The organism is Iodobacter arcticus, assembly GCF_042664895.1.
GTDB lineage: Bacteria > Pseudomonadota > Gammaproteobacteria > Burkholderiales > Chitinibacteraceae > Iodobacter > Iodobacter arcticus.
Genome location: NZ_JBHTBQ010000046.1, coordinates 35,792 through 58,926 on the forward strand (window position 1 = coordinate 35,792; position 23,135 = coordinate 58,926).

Genomic DNA, 23,135 nt, shown 5'->3' on the forward strand with positions numbered 1-23,135 from the left:
AGGCGTGGCACTGACAAGCCTGTTATTCACAGGCTTGTGATTCAAACTAAGGAAATTAAAACGACAAGGTAAAAGAGCCGTACCAAATACAAGGGGCGGCATCCATCCCTTCTGGCTGGAGCAAGGGCGTGGCAACGCTTAAATCAAACTGCGCTTTTTTCCACTGACCACGAAAACCTAAAGCCGTACCTGCCAGTTTATTTCCGGCAAGCATCACATCACTTGGGCCCCATACCCGGCCATAATCCAGCCCCCAATAGGCCTGTAAACCCAGACCTTCAGGCATCGGCAAGGAGGTGCTTAATTCATTACGCAGGTAGTAGCCGTTTTCTGCCATCAGGACAGCATCACCATCAAAACCGCGCACATTACTCCGCCCGCCAATGGCGATTTGCTCATTAGAAAGCGTGGTATCCGGCGTTGATTGCCCGTGCAAATTAAAATTGTATTGCACGGCTTGGGCTGCAATCTGGAAAGGCACCGCCACGCCCAAATCCAGCGTAGTAATGCTTGGGCGCAGCGTTAAACCATTGGCCATTTCTGCGGGATAATCATCCTCTGCATCGTACCAAGCACGGCCACTTTTATAATTCAAACCCAGATCAAAGCTTGCCGCGCCGATTAACTGGCGATAATTCATACCCAACTCTTGCTGGGTAGTACGGCGGCGCTGCACCAGCAGCTCCACATCATCTAAATAACTATTTGAGCGACGCGAGCTAAGCGCTGTAGACACAGAAAACCGCGCCGAGCTGCTACGCAGCAGCTGATATTGCCAGCGCAAATCAGCGCTTTCGCTTTCGCCGCTGGATAAAAAGCGCGTAGACGTACCCGCCACCCATTGTGCGAATTTGCTACTGCTGTATGTGCTGGAAAAAGTATGGTTGCCCCAGGGAATGCTGTAGCTTGCCGAAACAGACTGGCTTTGATGATCGTTATCTGGATTTTCAGCATTACTATTAAAAGACAGATTCAAAATATCATTCAGCCCCAGTGCATTATCAAAGGCTAAATAACTGGACAACTGCGTGCGCCCCAAGGACGCTGATCCACTATTATCCAGCGTTAATCCCCCGCGCAAGCGCTGCAATAAATCACCACTTTGGCGATCGATAAAAACGACGCTAGTATCCGGCTCTGCTCCTGGCTCTAAGCGAGTCACAACATGCTGGCTGGGCAAGCGATTCATTTGCTCTACGCCTTGCTCCAGATCATGCACATTCAGCACATCACCCGCACTCATTAGGGGCCAGCTTGGAAAGGCATTTACCCAAGTGCCCCAGCGCGTATCATCTTTCCCTCCATCTTGCATCCGTACCCCGGCGATTCGCCCCAGATGCAATTGCAAATTCAGCTCGCCACTTCCCATATTTTGGGGCGGAACCACCACACGGGATGTGGCCAAACCAAGGCGCAATAACTCTGCATCAGCTGCGGCAGCAATATGGCTCAACCCACGCACACCCGCACATTGCCCAAGATAATGTGTAAAAACCTGCTGATTTAAAGACTGCAATAGCCAAGAAGGAAGCGCCGCCTGAGTAGACGGCGCCAGCATGTTAATTTTATTAAGTGCAAAGCAAGGCTGCTCAATGGGCAGCGCCGTAGAGATTTGCGGTAAATCTGCGGGCTTTAATGTGGCCGCTAAAGGAGCAAGCGTCTGATTTAAATCCCGCGCCCTATCCTCTTGCCTTTGCAAGGCATCTGGAGCAAGGAGCTGGGCGGGAGTTAACTCACTAGCGATAACCAAGGGCGAAAAAAGACAAATAGAAAAACGTAAAGCACGAATAACAGTAGACATGAGGGGCACGAAAAAGGGAGTGTTTTTTTAAGGCGGAACAATGGCTTTAAAAAGCTAAACACATGTTTAACATTAAATAATAATACTCTTATCTTGCATAAGCAGTAAACATTGCATCGCCCTTAGATGACATAAAAACAACAAGAGCATGACCGTATCAGCCCCCACACTACACTTTGCCCCCACCACAAAAGTGCTATGTTTTTAAAAGAAATTTTTCTCATCACTGAGAAAAAACAGGCTCAGACAGAATAGGAGCCTATTCGGGCATAAACAATTACTTATAATGAATAACACCTAGTTATAAAAAAAACGATTGTAATTTCAAAAAGAAAGCCCTTTAATGCCCGGCAATACTCAGTAATTTGGAGAATAAAGAATGAAAAATCGTATTTTGGCAGCGCTTACCCTAGGCCTGTTACTTAGCGCTTGCGGCCAGAGCCGTGAAGAGGAATTAAAAGAGCAACATAGCAAAGGGGCCGAGCTGGTTGAAGATAAAGCGGCCATGGCAAAAGGCCTTGGTGATGCGCTCCAGAAGGATGGCAAAGATGCCGCACGAAGCATTACGCAAGGCGTAGGCGGGGTAATGAAAGGAATGGCGCAAGGTGTTGATTTCGTAGAAGCCGACTTCAAAATTCAATTGAGCGAAAGTGCAAAAAGCAAGCAATTAAAAGCAGAGCGCGCAGTACTACAAGAAAAAAATGCCGATGGCCAAAAGGGCTTAAAAGTTTATGTACTAAGTGAGCAAGCATTTAATGGCAAATTGCAATTACGTGCACTGGATGAAAAAGGCAATGAGCTCGGCCGCAGCCAAAAAGTTGAGCAGACACTTGCAGCGGATGACGCTAACTATGTTGATTTTCGCTTTGATGCCGCAACGCCGCTTAGCCGCGTGGCCCAGTTTGTCATTTATTCGACGCAATAACTGCCCCAATAATTCTTTTTAAAGAAGGGCCTGCGCCGCTAAGAGTAAATAAAGGCACAGTTTGGCAAGCTGGCTCTACTGACTTGGTGCATCCTTCCAAACAGCAGCCGATGCTCATTCACCATGGCAAACCTAGCCGCTTCAACAACAGCATATCAATTCCCTTCGTGGGAGCAACTTTAGCCGTAAAAGCCCTGCCTGTTAAAAACCCGCTTACGCTGAGCAAGCTACTGCTAAGTACTTGCTACCGTTCAGATTTAGTTAACAAACACACAAGCTCTTTGTTATGAGTTGAATCACTGGCACTTATTTTTAGCTAATACCAATCCTCCCCTTATCCCTGGAAAGCAAGCTTGGCTTGTATTTAAAAAGAGCACTTACGGCTTTTATTAACCACGCAAAAAAAACGATACATGGCATCACATTGCGATGAGCGACCTGTTTTTTAAGTTTTACGCCCTAATTTTAGGTAAAACTGAGCAAAACCTCACTTTTCTACTCCAATTATCTCTAATACCAAAGAACTTTTGACCAACAAGAAACAATTTGATTACTGTTTTGTTTTAAGCTGAAATAGCTCCTGCCACGCAAACATTGGCAACCAAGGAGCACGAAATGAAATATGCACGATTAGTAAAATACATTGTATTTAGCTTATTCATCACAAGCTTTACACACGCTAGCTTGCTTGAAATAAAACACACTGAAGAATTTAACAAAATGAATCCAGTGGTACAAAAGGGCGATCATTTTATTGAGTTTTCACAGCCGCGCCTTCCATTCCTTAAAAAAGAAAAAACCACCAAAATAGCAAATTGGCAGCAATTAAGGGCAATAGATACGGCGCTCAATGCCACCACACCCAAATTCAGCAATCCAAATACAAACAGGCAGCATGGCTCTGCTCCAGAACCGGAAACTTATATCTTAATCAGCCTTGGCATTCTTGCTTTAATTAGCAAAGGTTTGCATAGAACAAAATAATTTACTTTAAAATAGCCCATAAAAAAACGCCCAACTGGGCGTTTTTTTATTTAATAGAAATTTACAGAGGATAAAAGTGCTGAATCGCCAGCAAAGCTAAAATGGCATATGCCGCAGCAAGGATATCGTCAATCATCACGCCTATGCCGCCAGGCACCCGCAAATCAAACCAGCAAATGGGCCAAGGCTTTAAGATATCAAAGAAACGGAACATCGCAAACGCTAGCCCCCAGCCAACAGCGCTCACCGGCACAAAGAGCAGTACCAGCCACATCGCCACAATCTCATCGATCACAATGCCGCCATAATCGTGCACACCCAGCGTTTTACCTGTTACTTCACTCGCCCAGCAGCCGATCACAAACACGGGCAGACAAAACCACGCAATCGCTAAAGGAGAAAGCCATTGCATCAAAATGGCGTAGATCGGCAAGGCTGCGAGCGTACCAAACGTGCCAGGTGCTTTTTTAGCTAAACCACTACCAAAGCCAAAGGCAATAAAATGCGCAGGATGAACGAGTAAGAAACGCCATGTTGGGCGCACTAAAGGGGCTTGTTTATGACTCATAGGCGAAATGATCAAATCCATGAAAAGTAATGGGTAAAGGCTGCTTATTAGCATCAAGTAATTGCACGGTATGGCCGGGAATTATTTTGCCAACGCAAGTAAGCCCTAAATTGAGCTCGACCCCTAGGGAAATAATCGCCTTATGCTGATCGGGTGAAGCCGTAAAACACAGCTCATAATCATCCCCCCCAGCCAAAAATGCTTCTTGGCGCAGCGACTCGGGCAAGGCATGAAGGTCCTCAGCAAAAGGCACCGTTTCTAGCCACACCTCAGCACCACAAGCCGATTGCTCACAAATATGCCGCAAATCAGCCAATAAGCCATCAGAGATATCCAGCGCGGCGCTGGCGATGCCGCGTAAACGCTGGCCTAGCGCAATACGGGGGGTGGGTAGATCCAGACGCAAATCGCAGCGCTTAGCAAGCTCGTCTACCAGCTTAATACGCCCAGTACGATGCATCACCGCCGCTGCGCCCGCCCCCAAGGGACCAGACACCCAGATTTCATCCCCCAGCCTTGCTCCGCTTCTAAGCAAGGCCTGACCACGAGGCAAGCTTCCGGCAATTTGAATCGCAATAGTCAGCGGGCCTCGGGTCGTATCACCCCCGATCAGCGAGATATCATATTCATCGGCCATCGCCAGTAAGCCTCGGCTAAATGCCGCCAACCAAGTCTCGTCGATTTTAGGCAGCGCCAGCGATAGCGTAAACCAGCTAGGCGTTGCACCCATCGCAGCAAGATCAGACAAATTAACCGCCAGCACTTTACGCCCCAAGCGCTCGGGATCAGCATCGGGGAAGAAATGCCTTCCTTCCACCAGCATATCGGCAGAAATCGCCAGCTGATGACCTGCGGCGACAGAAATCAGGGCTGCATCATCCCCCACACCTAAATCGGCATTTTTGGCGGGGCGTTTGAAATAATGAGCAATCAGATCGAATTCGTTCAAAGCGTTTTCAAATCCACAAGATAGATAAGGCGCAATACAGAGCGTGTATTTTCAATAATTGTAAGCAAAAAAAGACGGGCTAGGCCCGTCTTTTTATCAAACTAAACCTCATTAACCATGACGTTTAGCGCGTCCTGCACTCACTTCTTCGCTACGCACCAGCGCCGCTAATTTATCCAGCACGCCATTAACAAATTTATGACCATCCAAGCCGCCAAAGGTTTTGGCCAACTCAATCGCTTCATTGATAATCACCGGGTATGGTGTTTCTGGCATAGAGATAATTTCATAGGCAGCCACACACAATACCGATGCTTCCACCATGCTGACTTCATGCATTGGGCGATCTACATGCGGAGCCAATGCATCTTGCAAGGATTTCATATCCTTGATTGCACCAAACAGGATAGAACGGAATAGTTTTTCGTCAGCACGGGCAAAGCTGGTATTGCTTTCACGCAAGAAGGCTTCAATATTGCCTACATTATCACCAGCCAACAGCCATTGATAAATGCCTTGTACGGCAAATTCGCGTGAGCGGCGACGGGCTGATTTTGGTTTTGCTACTTCTTCGGTCATGCTTGTAATGCCTTTAATAAATTCGCTGTTTCTACGGCGACACGCGCTGCATCTGTGCCTTTTTCGAGCACACGCACTTCTGCTTGTTCGTCGTTTTCAGTGGTTAATATGGCGTTTGCCACAACAATACCGTAATCAAGTCCAATACGGCTTACACCGGCGCCTGATTCATTGGCAACCAGCTCAAAATGATAGGTTTCGCCTCGAATCACTGCACCCAAAGCAATCAATGCATCAAAGCGATCTGATTCGGCCATCGCAGCCAAAACCAGAGGGATTTCCAAAGCGCCCGGTACGGTGGTGATCAGCATATCTTGCTCAGCCACGCCCAGTGTTTTCAGCTCTGCAACGCAAGCATCGCGTAAACCTTCGCAAACCGGTGTATTAAAGCGGCTCATTACGATGCCGATCCGTAAACCATTGCCAGCAAGATTAGGTGCAATAAAAGGAATATTTGCAGCGACGCTCATTATTTTTTTCCTTGAGATAGTTCAAAGCCAGTAATTTCCAAACCAAAGCCCGTCATGCTTGGGATACGGCGCTCTGGCGACAATAGGCGCATTTTACCCACACCTAAGTCTTTTAGCATTTGTGCACCAATACCATAGGTGCGCAAATCCCATTTCTTATTTTCATTTAAGCCTAATTCCGGCAAGGCGCGAGCCAATAAATCATTGCCATCCTCGCTTCGGTGCAAGAGCACCATCACGCCACAGCCCGCTTTGGCAATCGCCTCCAAAGAAGACTTCACATCCCACGAGTGCCCAGTCTGACCTAAATCCATCCAATCGATCACTGATAAAGGTTCGTGCACACGCACCAGTGTTTCGGTGTCGGCGCTTGGCTTGCCCTTAATCAGCGCCAAATGGCTGGCTGATGTGAGCTTATCGCGATAAACCGCCAGCTCAAATTCACCTGCAAACGTAGTAATCGTGCGACGCCCTGCGCACTCCACAAGGGTCTCGGTACGGCTGCGATAATGAATCAGGTCGGCGATAGTACCAATTTTTAGCTGATGCTGTTCAGCAAATACTAAAAGTTCAGGCAAACGGGCCATTGTACCGTCGTCATTCATGATCTCGCAGATCACGCTGGCAGGCGTTACACCGGCCAGCGCGGCCAGATCACAGCCCGCTTCGGTATGCCCTGCTCTAACCAACACCCCGCCTGGTTGCGCCATAATCGGAAACACATGCCCTGGCTGCACAATATCGCTGGCTTTAGAATCAAAAGCGATGGCTTTTTTAATAGTTAAAGCGCGATCATGCGCAGAAATGCCGGTCGTAACCCCAACCGCCGCTTCAATCGAAGCGGTAAAGTTAGTTCCAAAGCTCGATCCATTGGCGCGAACCATAGGCGCAAGGCCCAAATGAGCACAGCGCTCGGCATTGAGCGTCAGACAAATCAGGCCGCGCCCATGCTTGGCCATAAAGTTAATCGCTTCTGGTGTCACAAAGTCTGCGGCCAGCACCAGATCGCCTTCGTTTTCTCTATCTTCTTCGTCAACCAGTACCACCATGCGCCCGGCGCGTAATTCTTCAATAATTTCTTGGACTGGGGAGATATTGACGCTCATAGCCGCACCTTTAAGATCACTAAACTTCAGTATAAGTAACTCAGCCTTACCCGTTTCTGCGTCTTTTCTAGCCATCTCAACGCTATTCAACGGGTAGTAAGCCGCCATTGTCCCAGATCGGCAGGGGATAAACCATAAGCAAGCCGTTTTTCTCAAGTGTAAAAATACGCCTGCTATATAAAATTCAGCATTCAAATGATATGCCAATCGGGCAAAACGCTTTCTTTCAACTGACTGCTCTGCTATCCTCGCATCCTAGTTTTACTCTATTGCACTTATTAAAACGATGGATTCACGAGTTATTTAATTCATTCCATTCGCTATTCATAAAACAAGCCAGACGATTGGAATAATGATTCAATTTCAGATTGCCAAATGGGCAGCATGGGCGCCTGGCCTGCATGAGCAAGCATCATGGCTAAGCTGGCTAAAGGCTCCGGATTTTCATTTCGAAGATGAAACACCCCGCTTAAGTGAAATGCCTGTGATGCTGCGCCGCCGCGTCGGCCGCTTAGGCAAAATGGCCTTGCAAGTGGCTTATTGGGCCAGCGATGAAGTGGCGCAATGCCCTGTCATTTTTGCATCCCGCTATGGCGATATCGCCCAATCTGTTGAACAACTCAATCAATTAGCGCAAGGCAATGCGCTTTCCCCGACGGCATTTAGTATGTCGGTGCATAATGCTATTTCTGCTTTATTTTCAATTGCCCGCAAAGATACCGCCAGCTATACCGCGATTGCCGCAGGCCAGGAAACCATCGAAGCTGCCTTCATCGAAGCCATTGCACTGCTAGCCGATGGCGCAAGCAGCGTGTTGCTGGTTTATTACGACGAGCCTTTGCCATCTCCCCATCATGTTTTTACTGATGAGCCTGAATTTGCGCACGCCTTTGCCTGCCAGCTCATCCGCTCAAAGCAAGGATTTAGCCTGAGTAGCAGAGCGAGCGAAGAAACCAGCCACAACAATCTGCCCAGCAGTATCGCCGCGCTGCATTTTTTGCTGTCCGGACAGCGCGAGTATCAACACACCGTGGGCACGCGGACTTGGGTCTGGCAAAACAATGCTTAATGCACTGGAAAGAAACTGGCGCATTCTTGCTACAGCGCTCGCTTTCTCGGCTTTTGGCCTAGGCGGGCTGATGCTGGGCTTGGTTTTCTTTCCCCTTTTGCATCTATTCGTGCGCTGCCGAACACAAAAAACGCGGCTTGCTCGGCTGACGATTCATTACGCATTCAAAATCTTTATCGAGTTAATGCGCGTACTGGGCATTTTGCGTTATTCCATCGCCGATCTGGAAAAACTACAGCGCCCAGGCCTGCTGATTCTGGCCAATCACCCCACTTTAATCGACGTGGTATTTTTAATTTCCCTAGTTAAAAACGCCGATTGTGTGGTCAAAGCAGGCTTAGCCCAGAACCCCTTTACCCGAGGCCCGATCAAGGGCACGGCTTATATTTGCAATAATTCCGGTTCGCAACTCATCAACGATTGCATTGCTTCCGTGCGTGCGGGTAATAATTTGATTATTTTCCCCGAAGGCACGCGCACCGCCACAGATGGCACAATGAAGCTACAGCGAGGCGCGGCCAATATTGCCTTGCGTGGCCAATGTGATATCACTCCCGTCACCATACGTTGCCAGCCACTCAGCCTCACCAAAGGCTTGCCTTGGTGGAAAGTACCCGCTAGCCGTATGATTTTTACGCTGGAGATTGGGGACGATATTGCCGTTGCTCCCTTTTTAGAGCAGGCAGGAGGCGAAACAGCCCTTGCCGCTCGTCAACTCACTCAATATTTGCATGACTATTTTTTACCGGAGAACACCGCCCATGTTGGCGCTTGAACAAGAAATTAAACAACTGATTATCTCTTCCCTCAATCTTGAAGACCTCAGCCCAGATGATATCGACGCTAGCGCACCGCTGTTTGTCGATGGCCTTGGCTTAGATTCGATTGATGCCTTAGAGCTGGGCTTAGCGCTGCAGAAAAGTTATGGTGTGAGCCTATCAGCCGATTCAAGCGAAACCCGTGCGCATTTTGCCAGCGTGCAAGCATTAGCCGCCTTTGTTTCATCGGCACGCAGCAACTAACCAGCACATCGGTGAATAGCGGCGGTAACCAGCCGTAGTAACTAACAAGTACACCAGTGTGTAGCAAGGAATACCCATGACCAAGCAAGAAATGTTCGAACGTCTTAGTACTATTTTGCAAGAAACTTTTGATACCGAAGCCAGCAAAATCACCCCTGAAGCACGCCTGTACGAAGATTTAGATATCGACAGCATCGATGCGGTTGATCTGATCGTCAAACTTAAACCCATTGCCGGTAAACGCTTACATCCCGATGCGTTTAAAGCCGTGCGTACCTTGCAAGATGTGGTTGATGCACTTTATGAGCTGATACAAGAAAAATCTGCAGCTTAAAATGCGTGGTCTCCTGTTAGGAATCATTACCCTCGCTTACCCTGCGCTGATTTACTTTGGTCTGGGCCATTTCGAGCCAAAATGGCTGGCATTACTCCTGCTTGCCATTGCACTGACACGCGCCTTGCTTACAAAAGAAAAAATCTGGCTAATTGCCGCTGCGGGTGCGGCCTTGCTGGCTGGGCTGAGTTTTACGAGTAATCAGCTCTTGCCGCTTAAGCTTTACCCTGTTTTGGTCAATGCCGTACTCTGCGCAGCCTTTGCCCTAACACTCGCCTATCCGCCCAGCGCCATTGAGCGTCTGGCCCGATTACGCGAACCTGATCTACCCGCCAGCGGTGTGCGCTATACGCGTCGAGTGACGCAAGTTTGGTGTGGTTTTTTTATTTTTAACGGCTGCGCGGCCTTGATTACCGCGCTTTGGTCGGATGCGGCCTGGGCTCTATACAACGGATTGATCGCCTATATTTTGATGGGCGTGCTCTTTCTGGGGGAATGGATCATCAGGCAGCGAGTTAGAGCGGCTTATGACTGATTTTATTTCACTGGATCACCTGCTGCGTAGCAGCAGAGCATCTACCTATCCTGTCGCAAAAAACGCAGCGCAAATCATTGATTACGCCTGCTTTAGCAAGGAAGTCGCTCGCTGGCAGCAGGCATTTAGTCAACACAGCGGTACACGCTTTGCGCTGTATTTTAACGATAGCGCCACCTTTGCAGCAGCGCTATTAGGCGCTTGGCATGCCGGTAAATGTGTTTACCTGCCTAGCGACGCCCTGCCCGCTACTTTGCAAAAGTTACAAGAAGTGGTGGATGGCTTTGCCGGTGATGTGCCTGCCGCGCTCTCACCCATCTCTGCCACTCCCGCTCAGGCAAACGGCTGGCAAACACTTGATCTCAATGCGGTGATGCTGGTGGTATATACCTCGGGCAGCAGCGGCGAGCCCTGCGCTATTCCTAAAAAACTATCTCAACTTGTCAGCGAAGTAGCCGCGCTTGAAGCCTGCTTTGGCAAGCAATGCGCTGGGGCAAACGTGCTGGCGACGGTATCTCATCAGCATATTTATGGCCTCTTATTTCGCATTCTATGGCCACTATCGGCCGGGCGCATGTTTGATACGGCAAGACTGGCTTTCCCTGAAGACATTGCCGCCGCGCTAAGTGTCTGCTCGCCCGCCCCCGCCATCCTGATTGCCAGCCCAGCCCATTTAAAGCGCCTGCCGGAGCAACTCGATTGGCAGTCCCAATCCTTACTCGCGGTATTTTCTTCGGGTGGCCCTTTGCCAGTTGAGGCCCTGCCTGCTTGCCGCACCTTGCTAGGCAGCGCGCCGATTGAAGTCTATGGCAGCTCGGAAACCGGCGGCATTGCATGGCGGCAGCGCCAGCAAGATCATCAAACCGCGTGGAGAACGCTACCCGGCATTGCCATCCGCGTAGAGGACGACATCCTCTATTTACGCTCGCCCCATCTGAACGATGACGCATGGCAAGCCAGCAGCGATCGCGTATTACTTACCCCACATGGCTTTGAGCTACTCGGGCGTAGTGATCGCATTATTAAGATTGAAGAAAAACGAATTTCACTTAGCGCCATGGAGCAGGCCCTGCTAGCCACGCAGCTACTGAATGAAGTGCGCCTGATTGCCCTAGCTGGCTCTCGACTTTCTCTTGCTGTAGTTGCCTGCCCCAATGAAGCAGGCTGGCGCTTAGTGGATAAGCAAGGCAAGCGGGCACTGAATCAAGCCTTACGCGATGCCTTGGCAGATTCAACCGATGCCAGCGCCTTGCCGCGCCGCTTTCGCTATATCTGGGCAATGCCTAGCAATGCACAGAGCAAAACCACCCATGCCGCACTACTCGCCCTGTTCGACCCACGCCGCCCCGAAGCGCGCCTGATCGAGCGCAGCAAAGATGCCGCGCAACTAACGATTGATGTCAGCGCCAGCTCGCCCTTCTTTGACGGGCATTTTACGAGTGCACCTATCTTGCCTGGCGTGGCACAGGTGGATTGGGCTCTCTGCTTAGCGCGTGAGCTCTTTGAGCTGCCTGCGCAATTTTTACGTATGGAAGTGCTGAAGTTTCAGCAGGTCATTCTTCCAAATAGCCAAATTCAGCTGGAGCTTAAAACCCTCAATAAAGGCGAAGAGACCACGCTGACATTTAAATTTGTATCCGCCGTGGGCACGCATGCCAGCGGACGCATTGTATTGGGCGGCCCCCTATGAGGACCGACCTTATGAAAATCTGCGTGGTGATTCCTGTTTATAACCATGGCGAAGCCATCAGCGCGGTTGTGCATGCCGTGCGCGGCCATGATCTGCACTGTATTTTGGTTGACGATGGCAGCAATGCCGATTGCGCCGCTGTATTAGATCAACTAGACACAGAGCTTGAGCACAGCGTGACCCTTGTACGGCTACTGCAAAACCAAGGCAAGGGTGGTGCAATGGTGGCGGGCCTGCGCTGTGCGCTCGACATGGGCTACAGCCATGCCTTACAAATCGACGCCGATGGACAGCACAATACCGCTGATATTCCCGCCTTTATTTCTCTGGCGGCGCAAAACACCCGCGCCTTGATTTGCGGCTGTCCTATTTACGATGAAAGCGTACCCAAAGTGCGCCTCTATGGCCGTTATGCCACCCATATCTGGGTATGGATTAACACCCTTTCACTGGCGATTAAAGACTCGATGTGCGGCTTTCGCATCTACCCGCTTGCCCCCACCATTGCCCTGTTTAATAGCCGCAATATCGGCAAACGCATGGATTTTGATATTGATATTGCGGTGCGTCTGTACTGGCGCGGCATGCCCATTATCAACCAACCAACCAAGGTGACCTACCCAAGCGATGGCGTTTCCCACTTTAAAGCCCTGCTCGATAATGTGCTGATCTCGCGCATGCACGCTAGGCTGTTTGTTGGAATGTTGCTGCGCTCGCCCTTACTCATCTGGAGAAAGCTTTCCTCGTGAGCCAACCTTCTCAACCCTTAGCAAAACCACAGCAGCATTGGGCCTACCCTCGTGAAAACACCGCAGCGCTCCCAAGGCAATATTGCGGCGCTCATTACGAGGGAGGTTTCCGCGTATGAGTAAACCACAACACTGGGCAGACATCGGAGAAAACACCTTTATCGCAGGCATCTGGCTGCTTTTTTGGGTGCATAAGCTCTTGGGCCGCTGGCCGTTCCGGCTTTGCCTTTATCCGGTGATTACCGTGCAATGGGCCTGCCGCCCCGCCTTACGCCACGCCTCGATGCAATACTTGCAACGTATCGAGGCCGCAACCGGTGCGCTAGGCCATACCCCGTCGTGGCGGGACAGTTTAAAACACCTCGCACTCTTTGCCGAAACCATGCTGGATAAGCTGCTGGCCGTTTCTGGGCGCTATCAGTTCAGCAATGTCAAAACCGAAGGCCGCGAAGCGTTTTATACCGCCGCAGAGCAGGGTTTAGGCGGCATTATTGTCACCGCCCACTTAGGTTGCCTTGAGCTATGCCGCGCGATGGCTGAGGAAAGGGGGCAGATTCGCCTCAATATCTTGGTGCACACCCGCCACGCCAAACAATTTAATCAGCTTTTAAAGCGGCTCAATCCTGATAACGACTTACAGCTCATCGAAGTCTCCGAAGTCGGCCCCGCAACCGCTGTCTTGCTATCAGAAAAAATTGCTGCGGGTGAATACGTGGTCATTGCTGGCGACCGTATTCCGGTGTTTGCTAGCCAGACCGTACACGCTGATTTTTTAGGCCATAGCGCGCCTTTTCCGGTTGGCCCCTATATCTTGGCCAGCCTTTTGAAATGCCCGCTCTATTTGCTGGGCTGCATCCATGAAGGGCGCGGCTATAGCATCCATTTTGAAACCTTGGCCAGCCGTGTGATTTTGCCGCGCGGCCAGCGCACCAACGCCATGGCGGGCTATGCAGCGCAATACGCACTCGCGATCACCGCGCTGCTCAAACGCTCGCCCTACGACTGGTTTAACTTTTTTGCCTTCTGGGATCAAACACATGACAAACACTAAGCCTGCTATCACCTTTGATGGCACACGATTATGCATCGAAGACATTGTCGCGATTTCCCAGCAAACATCATCCGCCCAGCTGTCAGCCGCGCCAGAATTTCGCCAGCGCATTCAAAAAGGTGCTGATTTCCTAGACCGCCTATTGCGTGAAGACGGCGTGATTTATGGCGTCACCACCGGTTATGGCGATTCTTGCACCGTCGTTATTCCACCCGAGCTAATCGCCGAACTACCGCATCATCTTTACACCTATCACGGCTGTGGTGCCGGGCGCTTTTTAACGCCAGAAGAAAGCCGCGCGGTGGTTGCGACTCGGCTGGCGTCTTTATCCCAAGGCATGTCGGGCGTGAGTATTGCTCTGCTCGATCAGCTAGAAATACTGCTCAAGCACGATATCCTGCCGCTCATCCCAGCGGAGGGCTCGGTGGGTGCCAGTGGTGATTTAACGCCCCTGTCTTATGTGGCCGCCGTGCTTTGTGGCGAACGGGAAGTGATGTATCGCGGTGAGCGCCGCAATGCCAGCGATGTATTTACCGAGCTAAACATCCAGCCGCTGCGCCTACGCCCCAAAGAAGGCCTTGCCATGATGAATGGCACAGCGGTGATGACCGCTCTGGCCTGCCTTGCTTGGCAGCGTGCCGATTACCTGTGCAAGCTCTCTGCCAGACTCACGGCCATGAATGTCGTCGCCAGCGCAGGCAATGCCAACCATTTTGATGAAACGCTGTTTGCCGTTAAACCGCACGCCGGTCAGCAAGCCGTGGCGGCCCGTATTCGCAATGATTTAGCCAGCCCGCAGCCCAGCCGCAATGACGAGCGCTTACAAGACCGCTACTCCCTGCGTTGCGCCCCACATGTGATTGGCGTGCTCGAAGACGCGCTGCCGTTTTTTAGAACACTGATCGAAAACGAGCTAAACAGCGCCAACGATAATCCGATTATCGATGCCGAAAACGAACGCGTTTTACACGGCGGGCATTTCTACGGCGGGCATATCGCCTTTGCCATGGATAGCCTAAAAAACACCGTGGCTAATCTGGCCGATTTACTCGATCGCCAACTGGCACTCCTTGTCGATACCCGCTTCAATCACGGCCTGCCATCCAATTTATCTGGCTGCACCGGCCCGCGTGCGGCGATTAATCATGGCTTAAAAGCGCTACAAATCAGCGTATCGGCATGGACAGCCGAAGCGCTGAAGCAAACCATGCCTGCCTCGGTATTTAGCCGCTCTACCGAGTGCCACAATCAGGATAAAGTCAGCATGGGCACGATTGCAGCGCGCGATGCCTTACGTGTGCTCGAGCTCACCGAGCAAGTGGTCGCCGCGATGCTAATTGCCGCCCGCCAAGGTATTGCCCTGCGCCGCCGTATCGATCCAAACTTGCAACTACCAGAAGCGCTCGCCGCCATGCAGGCCGATCTAGAAGACCGCATCCCGCTACTGGTGGAAGACCGCGCTTTAGATAAAGAGCTGCAAGCCTTGATATTGAATATTCGTGCAGAAGCTTGGGTGCTCTATGCCGACTAAGCCAACTCATCCTCACCTCAGTATCGAAATTGCACTCAGCCCAGCTTTTCATGATCTGGACCCAATGAATATCGTCTGGCACGGCCATTACGCCAAATACTTGGAAATCGCCCGCTGCGCCCTGCTGAGCCAATTTAATTACGATTACCCGCAAATGAAAGAATCCGGCTACGCGTGGCCGATTGTGGATATGCGGCTTAAATATGTAAAACCTGCCAGCTTTGGCCAGCAACTCATCGTGCGTGCTGAAATTGTCGAGTGGGAAAGCCGTTTAAAAATCAACTACCTGATTAAAGACACCATCACTGGCCAGAAAATCAATCAAGCCCACACCATTCAGGTGGCGGTGGAAATGAGCACCGGCGAAATGCAATATGTTTGCCCAGCCATTCTGTGGGAGCGACTTGGGGTGGAGGAGCCACAATGAAGATCAGCATCAAGCACTACCTTGCTACTGCTCTATTTAGCCTCATCACCATCAGCAGCCATGCCGCAGACCTAGCCAGCAGCGTTAAAGAGCGCCTTGCTCAGCCGGATGCTTTACGCGGTGAATTTGAGCAGAATAAACAGGTTAGCGGCTTTAAAAAGCCCTTGATTTCCCGAGGGGATTTTCTGGCTGCGCGCGATATGGGGGTGCTTTGGCGCACTAAAACACCTTTTGCCAGCACGCTGAAGCTGAGCCGTGACGAGATTGTGGCCAAGCAAGATGGCGCAGTGGCGTTTCGCCTGAGTGCTAGCAAAGAGCCATCGGTACGAATGATTAATGGCCTGCTATTTTCTTTAATGAATGGCGATGTCAGCAGTCTGGGGGAACTATTTAAGATTGAAGGCAGCGTCAACGGCAAATCGTGGCAGCTGACGCTCACCCCCAAGCAAGCCACCTTGGGCAAAATCATGAGCAAGATCGAGTTATCCGGCGATCAGTTTGTGCGCCGTATTTTGCTGGACGAAGCCAATAACGATCAGACCTTGATACGCTTTACCGCCCAAAATACCGATGCCATCAGCTTGGATGAGCGTGCCCGCTTTGAGTAATCAGGCCTCTACTCGACTACTCGCCAAAATTTGGCTAGTGATTGTGCTTGCCTTTATCGGCCACAATATTTATCTGTGGTCTGGGCATTTGCAGCTGGATACCGACATCCTCGCCATGCTGCCGCAGGATGAGCGCGACCCAACGGTGCAAAATGCCACGCGGCAACTGAGCGACTCGGCGTCCAAACGTGTGGTGGTATTGATCGGCGGGCAGGATTGGGAAAGCGCGTCTGCCGCAGCCGATGCTTACGCCGCATCCTTGGCACAGAGCAAGCTGCCACTCACACTGCGCTACACAATGGGGGACGAAAGCGAATGGCTGAGCTTTTTTACGCCGCACCGCAATCAGCTGCTTAGCGCCACACAACGCCAGCAGCTGGCAAACACCAGCAGCGATCAACTCGCCCAGCGCGCCGTTGCCGCCCTATATCAGCCCGGCATAGGCATGCCCCGCCTTGGTGAATGGCAAGATGATCCGCTGAATTTACTTGGCGCATGGCTAGGAGAGCGGGCGGCAGAGAGCAAGGTACGCATCAAGGATGGACGTTTAGCACTCAGGACTTCGTCAGCAGAATCGACAGAAGAAAACTATGCTTTGCTGACACTAGAGCAAAGCGGCTCGGCGTTTTCGATTAAGGCGCAGCAAGCACTGATTCCGGTATTGGATGCGGCCAAAGCCGCCGCAATCAAGACCCAGCCTAAGGTGCAGGTTTTAAGCGTTGGCGTCCCCTTGCACGCAGCAGCCGCCGCTAGTCAGGCCGAGCGTGAGGTGCACACCATTGGTATCGGCTCAATGATCGGCATTGTGCTGCTCACCGTCTTTGCCTTTAGCGCCATCCGCCCGCGTATTTTAGTGACCATATCAATTGCCATTGGCCTGCTCGCTGCGATTTCGGTATGCACGCTATTATTTGGCCGCCTGCATTTAATTACCCTCGTGTTTGGGGCCAGCTTGGTTGGCGTAGCCGAAAATTACGGCAGCAATTATTTCAGTAGCCGCCAGGGTCGCCCTGCGGCAGAACGCTGGGCCATGCTCAAAACGCAAGCGCCAGTGATGTGGCTGGCGATGCTCACCACCGCCATCGGCTATTTGCTGCTGGCGCTCACGCCTTTTCCTGGATTGCGGCAAATCGCCGTTTTCTCCGCCACGGGCCTCTTGGCCGCTTTTGTAACCGTAATGTGGTGGTTCCCACTCTTTGACAAGGGGGAAATGAATCACACCCGCTTGTCGTTGTGGATAGGCAGTCGTCGCAGGCTCTGGCCCAGTGTAGGGCGCAACCGTTTAACGCTGATATTTAGCTTAATCGTGGCGATCACCTTGCTTTGGGGAGGCTTATCCATCAAAAGCAATGACGATGTGCGCCTCTTGCAAAGCTCGCCCCCCGCACTGATTGCCCAGCAAATCAAAGTAAGCAAATTGCTCGATCTGCCCAGCCCGGCGCAATTTTATTTAATTCGCGGCGCAAGCATCGAGGCCGTCTTGCAGCAGGAAGAAGTGCTAAAAGCAAAGCTCGCGCCCCTTATTGCAAAAGGCAGTCTCAGCGGCTATCAGGCGATCAGCGATTGGGCGCCCTCCTTAGCACAGCAGGCAGAAAATCAAGCCTTGGTAGCGCGCGTGGTATTTGGCGAGCAAGGCGTACTAGCCAAGGCCAGCATGGCGCTGGACGAATCGCTTACGCCAGCACTTAAATCCGCCGCACCGCTAATGATTGCAGACTGGCTGGCAGCCCCCGTTTCAGAGCCTTTACGTCATCAGTGGCTGGGGCGTTTTGAAAACGGCTACGCCAGCGTGATGCTACTGCGTGGCGTAAATAAACCCGAGCAACTGGCAGAGCTGGCTGCAATGGCCCCTAGCGTGGCGGGCGTGCGCTGGGTAGATAAAGTAGCTGAAGTTTCCACCGTAATGGGGCGCTATCGGGTACTGATGGCATGGGTGATAGCACTCAGCTACCTGCTGGTTTTTGCCGCACTCAGCTACCGCTTTGGTAGGCAAGCTTGGCGGGCGCTTTTGCCCACCTTGCTCGCCAGCGGCCTAGCCTTAGCCCTCCTTGCGCTACTGGGCCAGCCCCTGCAATTATTCAATATTCTGGCGCTGCTGCTGATTTTAGGCATGGGCGTGGATTATGGAATTTTCCTGCTCGAAAATCCTGATCGCCATGAAACAAGGCCATTTTTATCAGTCACCCTGGCGGCCGCCTCCACCCTGCTCGCCTTTGGTCTGCTGGCGCTATCTGCCACCCCCGCCCTACACGCTTTTGGCCTGACCATGCTGCTGGGCATCGGGCTTTCTTGGCTTCTCACTCCGGCATTTATGCCACTTACTACGTCAGAAAAATGATCCCAACTATTAATCTATTTATTTTCAAACACCTGCGCACTATCGAGATGGTCGGCGTGCTGATGCGTATCTTTAGCTTCAGCCTTGTCAGCTGGTTAGGCCCAGCCAGCCCGTTTATGTTTGTCTGGAGCCTAAACACCGTCGACGCCATCATGCTGGCATGGTGCTCGGCACTAAAACGCGATTCTGCTTACACGCTACTGAATGGATTCTGGATCATCGTCGGCCTAATCGGCATTTTAAGAGCAGGGCAGTTTATTCATTAATAATTGATGTTACTCAGCCAAACCCAAATCTTGAAACACAGAGGTCACAGAGAGCACGGAGTTTCACGGAGGAAAACATGGCTTGAGTTCAGTTGTCTTTTAGGTTTTGAATGTTTTAAAACCCCGCAATGAGGATTCGTATCACAGCTCGTGGCACGGGGCTTAAATCTCCCCTTGAAACACGCCGAAGCGAGGAACAAGCGGGGCGGGGTTTCGGCCAGGGAGCGAGGAACGAGCCGATCCCGCCTGCCGCCGACTCGATTGTCCGCAGCGTAGGGGCCTTCGTGCTTTGAGTTTGTGGCTTGGCTTCGTTTCTTGGCCACACAAGAAAGGAAGGTCCAGCGGGACGCCCGCACCTAAATCAACGTGCCGAAGGCACTAAAAAGATCTTTTTGACTTTGCTTAGCGCGTATGGGGTGAAACCCACTTATTTTTAAGCATCGCTCGCGGGTTTCACCCGCCCTACAAAACAAAATACAAAAGAGAAATGAAATGCGCATAGAACACACAGAAATACTCATTATCGGCGCTGGCCCTTCCGGCTCGGTGGCGGCAGGCTTATTACGTAAGCAAGGCCGTCAGGTACTGATCATTGAAAAAGAAACCTTTCCGCGTTTCTCGATTGGCGAGAGCCTCTTGCCGCAAAGCATGGAATACATCGAAGCGGCGGGGTTTTTGCAGGATGTGATTGAGGCGGGCTTTCAGTATAAGAATGGCGCGGCTTTTGTGCGGGGCGAGCAAAGCACCGCTTTTGATTTCAGGGATAAATTTTCTCCAGGCTGGGGCACCACTTACCAAGTACAGCGCGGGAATTTTGACCATGTACTGGCCAAGGCCGCGGCAAAAGCAGGCGCGGTGATTCGCTATCAAGAGCAAGTGATTGCGGTTGATTTGGAAGGCGATCAGCCTCGGATTACCGTGCAATCGGCCACAGAAACTTACCAAATCAATGCGCGATTTTTGCTGGACGCCAGCGGCTTTGGCCGAATTCTGCCCCGCCTGCTTAAGCTAGAAACGCCATCTGACTTCCCGGTGCGTGGCGCTTACTTCACCCATATCGAAGACCGCATTTCAGAGAGCAGCTTTGATCGCAATAAGATTCTAGTCAGCGTGCATCCGAAGCACCACGATGTGTGGTTCTGGACTATTCCTTTTTCTAATGGCCGCTGCTCACAAGGCGTAGTTGCCAATCCTGAGTTCTTAGAAAAATATCAGGGCAGCGAAACCGAGCGTTTACAAGCCATTATTGCCGAAGTACCCACCCTATCTGCCGTGCTTAAAAATGCCGTTTGGGATACCCCGGCCCGCAAACTGATTGGCTACGCAGCCAATGTCAGCAGCTTACATGGTAAAGGATTTGCCTTGCTGGGTAATGCAGGTGAGTTTCTTGACCCGGTGTTTTCTAGCGGGGTCACCATTGCAGTAAAATCCGCAGCCCTTGCCGCAGCAGCGATTGAGCGCGAATTTGCAGGTGAATCGGTGAATTGGCAGATCGATTATGCCGACCCACTCAAAGCAGGCGTTGATGCGTTCAGAGCTTTTGTGAGCAGCTGGTACGAAGGCGGCTTTCAGGATGTGATTTTTCATCAGGAGCAATCAGCTGACGTGCGCCGGATGATCTCAGCCATTCTGGCAGGTTACGCATGGGATTTAAACAATCCCTATGTGGCGCAACCTAAGCGCTTAAAAACGCTGGAGCAATTGTGCGCGGCTTAATCATCATGCTCGCCTTGCTTGGCGGCTGCACTAGCGAAGCGCCAGAGACTCGCTTACCCGCTTTACGCTTAGCGCCCGCGGCCTTTGCCGGATCGGTGAGCCTGACGCAAAGACTGAGCGTCACTCCATTGCCAGCCAATAGCGCCGCGCCCAAAACGCTAGATGCCTTACTGGAAATCAACCCGGAGCAAATTCAGCTGGCAGGCTTTGCACTGGGGCAGCGTATTCTGACGGTAAGCTGGGATGGCCAGTCGCTAACAAGCAGCCGCCATGCTCTGCTGCCCAAAGAAGTAGACGAGCAACGCGTATTGCGAGATGTGCAATTAGTTTACTGGCCGCTGGCAGCCGTTCAAGCTGCCTTGCCAGCGGGCTGGACACTAAGCGAAGAAGGTAACGTCAGAAAACTGACGCTAGGCCAAGAAAACGCCATCACCATCCGCTACCACGCCACACCCCGCTGGGCCGGCCAAGCCGAATTAGAAAACACCCTAGAGCACTACCGGCTGGTGATTGATTCAAAAGAAACACCTTAATTGTAAAAGGCAAAAACTCTGTAGACACAGAGAACGGTAAGAACACAGAGCGCACAGAGAAAACCTAAAGAAGTTTTTCTCAAGGTTTCTCTGTGTGCTGCTTTTAAACTCTGTGTTCTCTGTGTCTACAGACCTAAGGTTTTTAACAGGAATAAGCATTTTGTTACTTCATAGTCTTACGCAATGAGCATTTATTTAAATCAGCTTGGTATTGTTTGCGCTCTGGGTAACGGCGTTGATGAGGTGCGCCAAGCCCTTTTTGCCGATGCACCTAGCGGGGTTGCGCCCTATGTTTGTCTGGGTAAGACACTGCATCTGGGTGCGGTCACCAGCGAGCTGGCGGCGCAAGATGCGCTGCCGCCCATGCTGCACAGCCGCAATAACGCGCTGCTGCTCACCGCGCTGGCGCAAATTCGCCCTGCGGTGGACGCGGCGATTGCCCGCTTTGGCGCGGCGCGGATTGGCGTGGTTTTAGGTACCAGCACCTCCGGCATTGGCGAGGCGCAGGCTGCGATTGCCCAGCATCAGGCCACAGGCCAGCTACCCGCCCATTTTCATATTGCACAGCAAGAGCTAGGCTCGCCTGCCACCGCACTCAGCATCCTTTTGGGGCTGGCTGGCCCTGTGATGGTGATTTCCACCGCCTGCTCTTCCAGCGCTAAGGCAATCGCCAGCGCAGCAAGGCTGCTCAATGCAGACATGTGTGATGCGGTAATTTGCGGCGGCGTAGATTCGCTCTGCGACTTTACCGTGGCGGGGTTTACCGCACTGGAATCCGTTAGCGCGGAACGCTGCCAGCCAATGAACATTCATCGCAATGGCATCAATATCGGCGAAGGCGCTGCGCTATTTTTGATGAGTAAAGAAGCAGAGTCCGACGCCGTAGCGCTTTTAGGCTGGGGAGAAAGCTCGGATGCGCATCATATTTCGGCCCCTGCACCCGATGGCCAAGGCGCAATCACGGCCATGCAAGCCGCGCTTGATCGGGCATGCTTGCAAGCATCCGACATCGATTACATCAATCTGCACGGCACGGCAACGCAGCAAAATGATGCAATGGAAAGCCTTGCTATTCATCGGCTATTTGGCAGCGAAACACTGTGCAGCTCAACGAAGCCTTTAACCGGCCACACGCTGGGCGCAGCAGGTGTAATTGAAGCGGCGATCTGCTGGCTGACTCTTAAAACAGGACAGTTGCCACCCCATTGGTGGGATGGCGAAATCGATCCGGCTATTGCTCCACTTGCACTCGTCAAGCCATCCTTCAAGCCCGCCCGCCCGCCGCGCTACGCCTTAAGCAATTCTTTTGCCTTTGGTGGCAGCAATGCAAGTTTAATTTTTGGCAGGCGCTGATTTTGGAAAAACCATTGATAACCATGCAGCCCATTGAATACCCCATTAGCGATATCATGCCGCACTCTGGCAAGATGCTTTTACTTGATCGTGCCATCGCAGGCAACGACACGCATTTTGAATGCGAAGTCACCATCAGCGCCAACAATCTATTTTTTTCCGGCACAGGGGTAGGCGCATGGGTAGGCGTTGAATATATGGCGCAAACCGTGGCCGCATGGGCAGGCTGGCAAGCTCGAATAGCCGGGCAAACGCCTAAAATCGGTTTTTTGCTCGGCAGCCGCCGCTATAGCTCTAGCGTCAGCGAATTTGTACTAGGCCAAGTGCTACGCATCCGGATTAGCCGCGCTTTCCAGGCCGACAATGGCTTAGGACAGTTTGATTGCCAAATCTTGATCGACCAGCAAGAAGTCGCGCAGGCCGCACTCACCGTCTTTGAACCACTGGATGCCAGCGCGTTTTTAGCGGAGCGAGCGGGTGCTTAAAGTGCAAAACCCAAACCTTGAACCACAGAGGACACCGAAAACACGA

General features: G+C 51.6%; 25 protein-coding genes. 19 read left to right on the forward strand and 6 right to left on the reverse strand.

Annotated elements, in window-relative coordinates; translation table 11 throughout:
- Positions 1 to 55 precede the first annotated feature (55 nt).
- Positions 56 to 1,801 (reverse strand): ShlB/FhaC/HecB family hemolysin secretion/activation protein, encoded by a 1,746-nt coding sequence (locus ACFQNF_RS20055; protein WP_380190047.1) that lies wholly within the window; start codon positions 1,799 to 1,801, stop codon positions 56 to 58.
- Between the two features lie 379 nt (positions 1,802 to 2,180).
- On the opposite strand from ACFQNF_RS20055, the gene ACFQNF_RS20060 reads away from it, so the two are divergent.
- Positions 2,181 to 2,726, forward strand: a complete 546-nt coding sequence (locus tag ACFQNF_RS20060) for a hypothetical protein (protein ID WP_380190049.1) — start codon at positions 2,181 to 2,183, stop codon at positions 2,724 to 2,726.
- A 615-nt stretch (positions 2,727 to 3,341) separates the two neighbouring features.
- Positions 3,342 to 3,710: a hypothetical protein gene (locus ACFQNF_RS20065; RefSeq protein WP_380190051.1), complete on the forward strand. Its 369-nt coding sequence runs from the start codon at positions 3,342 to 3,344 to the stop codon at positions 3,708 to 3,710.
- 61 nt (positions 3,711 to 3,771) lie between these two features.
- Here ACFQNF_RS20065 and ACFQNF_RS20070 read toward each other — a convergent pair whose 3' ends face one another.
- The 5 genes from ACFQNF_RS20070 to ribBA form a co-directional block, all read right to left on the reverse strand.
- The gene (locus ACFQNF_RS20070; protein ID WP_380190053.1) at positions 3,772 to 4,278 is read right to left on the reverse strand and encodes a phosphatidylglycerophosphatase A family protein; all 507 of its coding nucleotides are present in this window, start codon (positions 4,276 to 4,278) and stop codon (positions 3,772 to 3,774) included.
- Positions 4,268 to 5,227, reverse strand: a complete 960-nt coding sequence (thiL, locus tag ACFQNF_RS20075) for a thiamine-phosphate kinase (RefSeq protein ID WP_380190055.1) — start codon at positions 5,225 to 5,227, stop codon at positions 4,268 to 4,270. Before thiL ends, ACFQNF_RS20070 begins: the two co-directional genes overlap by 11 nt.
- Before the next feature lie 111 nt (positions 5,228 to 5,338).
- On the reverse strand, positions 5,339 to 5,806 hold the full coding sequence (gene nusB, locus ACFQNF_RS20080) for a transcription antitermination factor NusB (RefSeq protein WP_380190057.1): 468 nt from the start codon (positions 5,804 to 5,806) through the stop codon (positions 5,339 to 5,341).
- On the reverse strand, positions 5,803 to 6,276 hold the full coding sequence (gene ribH / locus ACFQNF_RS20085; protein ID WP_046353036.1) for a 6,7-dimethyl-8-ribityllumazine synthase: 474 nt from the start codon (positions 6,274 to 6,276) through the stop codon (positions 5,803 to 5,805). The genes nusB and ribH overlap by 4 nt, the downstream gene beginning before the upstream one ends.
- Positions 6,276 to 7,382 (reverse strand): bifunctional 3,4-dihydroxy-2-butanone-4-phosphate synthase/GTP cyclohydrolase II, encoded by a 1,107-nt coding sequence (gene ribBA / locus ACFQNF_RS20090; protein ID WP_380190221.1) that lies wholly within the window; start codon positions 7,380 to 7,382, stop codon positions 6,276 to 6,278. Before ribBA ends, ribH begins: the two co-directional genes overlap by 1 nt.
- A gap of 352 nt (positions 7,383 to 7,734) precedes the next feature.
- On the opposite strand from ribBA, the gene ACFQNF_RS20095 reads away from it, so the two are divergent.
- The 17 genes from ACFQNF_RS20095 (at position 7,735) to ACFQNF_RS20175 (ending at position 23,089) form a co-directional block, all read left to right on the forward strand.
- Positions 7,735 to 8,451 (forward strand): beta-ketoacyl synthase chain length factor, encoded by a 717-nt coding sequence (locus ACFQNF_RS20095; RefSeq protein ID WP_380190059.1) that lies wholly within the window; start codon positions 7,735 to 7,737, stop codon positions 8,449 to 8,451.
- Positions 8,444 to 9,226 (forward strand): lysophospholipid acyltransferase family protein, encoded by a 783-nt coding sequence (locus tag ACFQNF_RS20100; RefSeq protein WP_380190061.1) that lies wholly within the window; start codon positions 8,444 to 8,446, stop codon positions 9,224 to 9,226. The genes ACFQNF_RS20095 and ACFQNF_RS20100 overlap by 8 nt, the downstream gene beginning before the upstream one ends.
- Positions 9,213 to 9,473: a phosphopantetheine-binding protein gene (locus ACFQNF_RS20105; protein WP_380190063.1), complete on the forward strand. Its 261-nt coding sequence runs from the start codon at positions 9,213 to 9,215 to the stop codon at positions 9,471 to 9,473. The genes ACFQNF_RS20100 and ACFQNF_RS20105 overlap by 14 nt, the downstream gene beginning before the upstream one ends.
- A gap of 76 nt (positions 9,474 to 9,549) precedes the next feature.
- Positions 9,550 to 9,807: an acyl carrier protein gene (locus ACFQNF_RS20110; protein WP_380190065.1), complete on the forward strand. Its 258-nt coding sequence runs from the start codon at positions 9,550 to 9,552 to the stop codon at positions 9,805 to 9,807.
- A 1-nt stretch (position 9,808) separates the two neighbouring features.
- On the forward strand, positions 9,809 to 10,342 hold the full coding sequence (locus tag ACFQNF_RS20115; protein ID WP_380190067.1) for a COG4648 family protein: 534 nt from the start codon (positions 9,809 to 9,811) through the stop codon (positions 10,340 to 10,342).
- Complete coding sequence (locus ACFQNF_RS20120) at positions 10,335 to 12,032, forward strand: ApeI family dehydratase (RefSeq protein ID WP_380190069.1); 1,698 nt, start codon at positions 10,335 to 10,337, stop codon at positions 12,030 to 12,032. The genes ACFQNF_RS20115 and ACFQNF_RS20120 overlap by 8 nt, the downstream gene beginning before the upstream one ends.
- Positions 12,033 to 12,043: 11 nt before the next feature.
- Entirely contained in the window at positions 12,044 to 12,781 is a 738-nt protein-coding gene (locus ACFQNF_RS20125) for a glycosyltransferase family 2 protein (RefSeq protein ID WP_380190071.1), read from the forward strand.
- A 115-nt stretch (positions 12,782 to 12,896) separates the two neighbouring features.
- Positions 12,897 to 13,832, forward strand: coding sequence for an LpxL/LpxP family acyltransferase (locus ACFQNF_RS20130; RefSeq protein WP_380190073.1), 936 nt, complete (start codon positions 12,897 to 12,899; stop codon positions 13,830 to 13,832).
- Positions 13,819 to 15,363: an HAL/PAL/TAL family ammonia-lyase gene (locus ACFQNF_RS20135; RefSeq protein WP_380190075.1), complete on the forward strand. Its 1,545-nt coding sequence runs from the start codon at positions 13,819 to 13,821 to the stop codon at positions 15,361 to 15,363. Before ACFQNF_RS20130 ends, ACFQNF_RS20135 begins: the two co-directional genes overlap by 14 nt.
- Positions 15,353 to 15,790 carry an acyl-CoA thioesterase gene (locus tag ACFQNF_RS20140; RefSeq protein ID WP_380190077.1) on the forward strand — a complete coding sequence of 146 codons (438 nt, stop codon included), beginning with the start codon at positions 15,353 to 15,355 and terminating at the stop codon, positions 15,788 to 15,790. Before ACFQNF_RS20135 ends, ACFQNF_RS20140 begins: the two co-directional genes overlap by 11 nt.
- A complete protein-coding gene (locus tag ACFQNF_RS20145; protein ID WP_380190079.1) occupies positions 15,787 to 16,398 on the forward strand; it encodes an outer membrane lipoprotein carrier protein LolA in 612 nt (203 codons plus the stop codon). The genes ACFQNF_RS20140 and ACFQNF_RS20145 overlap by 4 nt, the downstream gene beginning before the upstream one ends.
- Entirely contained in the window at positions 16,376 to 18,736 is a 2,361-nt protein-coding gene (locus ACFQNF_RS20150; RefSeq protein ID WP_380190081.1) for an MMPL family transporter, read from the forward strand. Before ACFQNF_RS20145 ends, ACFQNF_RS20150 begins: the two co-directional genes overlap by 23 nt.
- The gene (locus ACFQNF_RS20155) at positions 18,733 to 19,002 is read left to right on the forward strand and encodes a hypothetical protein (protein ID WP_197433046.1); all 270 of its coding nucleotides are present in this window, start codon (positions 18,733 to 18,735) and stop codon (positions 19,000 to 19,002) included. Before ACFQNF_RS20150 ends, ACFQNF_RS20155 begins: the two co-directional genes overlap by 4 nt.
- 492 nt (positions 19,003 to 19,494) lie before the next feature.
- Entirely contained in the window at positions 19,495 to 20,718 is a 1,224-nt protein-coding gene (locus ACFQNF_RS20160) for an NAD(P)/FAD-dependent oxidoreductase (protein ID WP_380190083.1), read from the forward strand.
- On the forward strand, positions 20,706 to 21,251 hold the full coding sequence (locus ACFQNF_RS20165) for a DUF3261 domain-containing protein (protein ID WP_380190085.1): 546 nt from the start codon (positions 20,706 to 20,708) through the stop codon (positions 21,249 to 21,251). The genes ACFQNF_RS20160 and ACFQNF_RS20165 overlap by 13 nt, the downstream gene beginning before the upstream one ends.
- Positions 21,252 to 21,434: 183 nt before the next feature.
- Positions 21,435 to 22,604, forward strand: a complete 1,170-nt coding sequence (locus ACFQNF_RS20170) for a beta-ketoacyl-ACP synthase (protein WP_380190087.1) — start codon at positions 21,435 to 21,437, stop codon at positions 22,602 to 22,604.
- Between the two features lie 23 nt (positions 22,605 to 22,627).
- Positions 22,628 to 23,089, forward strand: a complete 462-nt coding sequence (locus ACFQNF_RS20175; protein WP_380190089.1) for a hotdog family protein — start codon at positions 22,628 to 22,630, stop codon at positions 23,087 to 23,089.
- Positions 23,090 to 23,135 lie beyond the last annotated feature (46 nt).